Annotated in this window: 2 protein-coding genes; both read right to left on the minus strand. The window is 77.6% G+C overall.

What is annotated here, in order from left to right:
- The coding region (locus tag ACSNOC_RS26905; RefSeq protein WP_436750181.1) for a beta-ketoacyl synthase N-terminal-like domain-containing protein at positions 1 to 1,052 on the minus strand (1,052 nt) is incomplete at its 3' end.
- A 2-nt stretch (positions 1,053 to 1,054) separates the two neighbouring features.
- Positions 1,055 to 5,081 (minus strand): SDR family NAD(P)-dependent oxidoreductase (locus ACSNOC_RS26910; protein ID WP_436750182.1); only part of this gene is annotated, 4,027 nt, incomplete at its 5' end.

Below are 5,081 nucleotides of genomic sequence, written 5' to 3' on the forward strand. Positions count from 1 at the left end.
GTGCCGGTGCCGTGGCCCTCGACCGCGTCGACATCGTGCGGTTCGAGGCGGGCGTCGGCCAGCGCCTGGGCGATGACCCGGGTCTGGGAGGGACCGTTGGGGGCGGTCAGGCCGTTGCTCGCGCCGTCCTGGTTGACCGCCGACCCCCGGACCAGCCCGAGAATCCGGTGGTTGTTGCGCCGGGCGTCGCCGAGCCGTTCCAGCAGCACCAGGCCCACGCCCTCGGACCAGCCGGTGCCATCGGCGGCCTCGGCGTACGACTTGCAGCGGCCGTCCGGGGCCAGGCCGCGCTGACGGCTGAACTCCGTGAACGTCTTCGGCGTCGCCATCACGGTCACGCCCCCGGCCAGAGCGAGGGAGCACTCGCCGCGCCGCAGCGCCTGCGCCGCCAGATGCACGCCGACCAGCGACGACGAACAGGCCGTGTCCACGGTGAGGGCCGGGCCCTCGAAGCCGAACACGTAGGCCACGCGGCCGGAGAGCACGCTCCCGGCCGAGCCGATGCCCCAGTACCCCTCCAACTCGCCCGGCCCCGAGGCGGACAGGAACGCGTAGTCCTGGCCGGTGGTCCCCACGTACACGCCGGTCCGGGAGCCGCGCAGCGCCGCCGGGTCGAGGCCCGCGTCCTCCAGGGTCTCCCAGGCGGTCTGGAGGAGGAGCCGCTGCTGCGGGTCCATGGCGAGGGCCTCGGTGCGGCCGATGCCGAAGAAGTCGGCGTCGAACTCGGTGGCGCCGTCGAGGAATCCGCCCGCCGCCGCGTAACTCGTGCCCGGATGGTCCGGGTCGGGGTGGAACAGCGTCTCCAGGTCCCAGCCCCGGTCGGTGGGGAAGTCCGCGATCACGTCCCGGCCGCCCGCGACCACGTCCCACAGGTCGGCGGGGGAGCCGACGCCGCCGGGGTAGCGGCAGGCCATGCCCACGATCGCCACCGGCTCACCCGCCCGCTGCTCCGCGCTCCGCAACTGCTCGCGCGTCGCCTGGAGTTCAGCGGTGACACGTTTGAGGTAGCGCAGCGCCTTGTCGTCGCCGGACGCCGTGTTGTCGCCGGACACCGTCAGCGCACCCCCAGGTCGTTGTCGATCAGGTCGAAGATCTCGTCGGCGGTGGCCGCCTCGATCCGGTCGCCGGTGGCCGGCGCGGGGGCGCCGCCGCTCCGGCTCTCCACCTCGGCGAGCAGCGCCCGCAGCCGGGCGCCGATGCCGCCCACCTCGTGCTCCGGCACCGAGGCCAGCAGCCCGGCGAGCCGGTCGAGTTCGGCGGACACCATCCCCGACTCCCGCGCGGCGGCGCCGGTATCGGCACGCTCCTCGATCAGCGACCTGAGGTGCCGGGCCAGCCCGGCGACCGTGGGGTGCGCGAACGCGAGCGTGGACGGCAGCGTGAGGCCGGTGGCCTGCTGGAGGCGGTTCCGCAGGCGGACGGCGCCCAGCGAGTCGAGGCCCATCTCCTGGAACGCGCGCTCCGGCGCCACGGCGTCGGCGCCCGCGTACCCGAGGACCTCCGCGACCCGGGCCGCGACGACCTCCAGCACCAGCGCGTCGCGCTCCTCCTCGGGGGCGGCGGCGACGCGGGCCGCGAGGGCGTCGCCGCCGGTGCCGCCGACCGGGCGGGTCACCGGGGCCGGGACCAGCCCGCGCAGGGTCGCGGGCAGTACGTCGTCCCCGGCGCGGGCACGCAGCGCGGCCGTGTCGAGGAGGGCGGGAACGAGCAGCGCGTCGCCCGTGCCGTGCACGGCGTCGAACAGGCGCAGTCCCTCCCCGGTGGACAGCGGCGCCAGTCCGGAGCGGCCCAGGTGGCCGACGCCCGCGCCGCCGAGGTGGCGCGTCATGTCGCTGGCCTCCTCCCACAGGCCCCAGGCCAGGGAGACGGCGGGCAGGCCCCGGGCACGCCGCGCCTGGGCGAGCGCGTCCAGAAACGTGTTGCCCGCCGCGTAGTTGCCCTGTCCGGGGCCGCCGACCGTGCCCGCCACCGAGGAGAAGAGCACGAACGACCGCACGCCGCCGTCCCCGTAGGTCAGTTCGTGCAGGTGGCGGGCGGCGTCGATCTTCGGGCGCAGCACCCGGTCCAGCCGCTCGGGGGTGAGGGACTCGATCAGGCCGTCGTCCAGCACCCCGGCGGAGTGGATGACGGCGGTCAGCGGGTGGGCGGCGGGCACGGCGGCCAGCAGCGCCGCGACCTCCGCGCGGTCGGCCACGTCGCAGGCGGCGAGGGTGACATCGGCGCCGAGTGCGGCCAGTTCCCCGGCCAACGCGGCGGCGCCGGGCGCCGCGTGGCCGCGCCGGCTGGCCAGCAGCAGGTGCCGGGCGCCGTGTTCGGCGGCCAGGTGCCGGGCGACCAGCGCGCCCAGACCGCCGGTGCCGCCGGTGATCAGGACCGTGCCGTCGGGGTCGAACGCGAGCGGGCCGCCCGCCGCGCCCCGGGCGCGGACCAGGCGGGGCACGTGCGGCAGACCGGCGCGGAGGGCGAGTTGGGGTTCGCCGCCGTCGAGGGCGGCGGGCAGGGCCCGCCAGGACGCGGTGTCGCCGTCGAGGTCCGCGAGGACGAAGCGCCCGGGGTGCTCGGACTGCGCCGAACGGACCAGGCCCCACAACGGCGCCTGCCCGGTGTCGACATCGGCGTCCGGCGTGGTGGCCACCGCGCGCCGGGTGACGAACACCAGGCGCGTCGCCGCGAGTCGTTCCTCGGCCAGCCAGGCGCGCAGCAGGGCGAACGTGCGGTGCGCGGTGTCGTGCGGGTCGGCCCGCTCCTCCGCCACGACGAGCACGGCCTCGGGCGTGGCCGAGTCCCCGGCGACGGCGCGGGCGAGCGCGGCCGGGTCGGTGTGCCGGGGCAGCCCGTCACCGTCCCCGCCGGTCGCCGCCCCGGGCAGGGGGGCGGCGCCGAGGACCGCCCAGCGGGCGGCGGTCGGTGCGGCCGGTGCGGCCGGTGTGGCCGGGCCCGAACCGGCGGGCAGCGGCGTCCAGTCGAGGCGGAACAGCGAGTCGGCGGCCGTGCGCAGCGACGCCAGCCGGGCCTGGGTCACCGGGCGGGCGACGACCGTGTCGACGGAGACGACGGGGGCGCCGGTCTCGTCGGCCGCCGTCATCCGCACGGCGCCGGGGTCGCTGTTCGCGCCGGGCGGGGTGAGGACGACGCGCAGCCGGGTCGCGCCGGGCCGGGACAGCCGCACCCCGGACCAGGCGAACGGCAGCCACGCCTGCGCCGACTCGGCACCGGGGCCCGTCAGTTCGGTGAGCCGGGCGTGGAACGCCGCGTCCAGCAGCGCCGGGTGCAGGCCGAACGCGCCGGGCTCCGCGGCGGATTCGGTGCCGGGTCCGGTGCCGAGTTCCACCTCGGCGAGCAGCGTGTCGCCGCGCCGCCAGGCGGCGCGCAGCCCCTGGAAGGCGGGGCCGTAGCCGAAGCCCCGGTCCGCCAGCCCGGCGTAGAGGCCGTCGATCGGGACGGGCACCGCGTCGGGCGGCGGCCAGACGGCGAAGGCGGCGTCGGCCGTGGCCTCCGGTCCGGTGTCGGGCGCGAGGAGGCCGGTGGCGTGCCGGGTCCACGTGTCGCCGTCCGCCGGGCGGGCGTGCACGGCGACCGGGCGGCGCCCGTGGGCGTCCGGTTCCCCGACCGAGGTCTGGAGGTCCACGGCGCCGCCGTCCGCGACGGCCAGTGGCTCCTCGACGGTCAGCTCCTCGACCAGTCCGCAGCCGGTCACCGCCCCGGCGTGGGCGGCCAGTTCGACGAAGGCGGTGCCCGGCACCAGGACCGTGCCGTGCACGGCGTGGTCGGTGAGCCAGGGGTGGGTGTCGCGCGAGACACGGCCGGTGAACAACCAGCCGTCGCCGTCGGCGCGTTCGACGGCCGCCGCGAGCAACGGGTGGCCCGTGGGCCGCAGTCCGGCCCCGGCCACGTCGCCGCCGGTGCCGCGGGCTCCGGCGCGGGGCGCGGCCCAGAAGCGTTCGGCGCGGAAGGGGTAGGTGGGCAGCGTGACGCGGCGGGCGCGGGCCGGGTCGTACAGCGTCTCCCACGCCACGGGCGCGCCGTGCGTGTGCGCCTCCGCGAGCGCGGCCGTGAACCGGCCGGGGCCGCCGTCGTCGCGGTGCAGCGAGCCGATGACGCTCGCCGGTGGGTCCCCGGCGACGCCCGCCGACTCGATGATCTGCTCGACCGCGACACCGAGCACCGGGTGCGGGCTGACCTCGATGAACGTGGTGGCGCCGCCCGCCAGCAGGCCCCGCACGGTCTCCTCGAAACGGACGGTCTGCCGCAGGTTGCGGAACCAGTACCCCGCGTCCAGCCCGGCCGTGTCGAACGCGCCGCCGGTGACGGTGGAGTGGAATCGGACCTCGCCGCCACGCGGCGCGATCGGCGCCAGGTCCTCGGCCAGCCGCTCCCGCAGGCCCTCGACCTGGGCGGAGTGCGAGGCGTAGTCCACGTTGACGCGCCGGGCCCACACCCCCGCCGCCGCGCACGCGTCGAGCAGGCCGGTCAGGGCTTCGGGCTCGCCGGAAACGATGGTGGAGGACGGGCCGTTGACCGCCGCGACGGAGATCCGGTCGCCCCATGGCTCCAGCAGCGGCAGCAGCCGCTCGGAGGGGGCGGTCACGGACACCATCCCGCCGCGGCCCTCCAGCACGCGGATCGCGCGGCTGCGCAACGCCACGACGCGGGCGGCGTCGTCGAGGGAGAGCGCCCCGGCCACGCAGGCCGCGGCGATCTCGCCCTGCGAGTGGCCGACGACGGCGTCCGGCCGCACCCCGTGGTGGCGCCACAACTCGGCCAGCGAGACCATCACGGCCCACAGCGCGGGCTGCACGACGTCCACGCGGTCCAGCGGCGGCGCCCCGGGCGCGCCGCTGAGGACGTCGGCCGGCGACCAGTCGGTGTGCGGGGCGAGCGCGTCGGCGCAGGCCCGCAGCGTCGCGGCGAAGTGCGGGTGGGCGGCGGCGAGTTCGCGGCCCATGCCGAGCCACTGGGTGCCCTGGCCGGGGAAGAGGAAGACGGTCCGGCCGGTGGCGGCGCGGCCGGTGGCGGCGCCGTGCGGGAGTTCGCCGCGCGCCAGTGCGTCGAGTGCGGTGAGGAGTTCGGTGGGGGTGGTG

The organism is Streptomyces sp. URMC 129, assembly GCF_051386415.1.
Classification (GTDB): domain Bacteria; phylum Actinomycetota; class Actinomycetes; order Streptomycetales; family Streptomycetaceae; genus Streptomyces.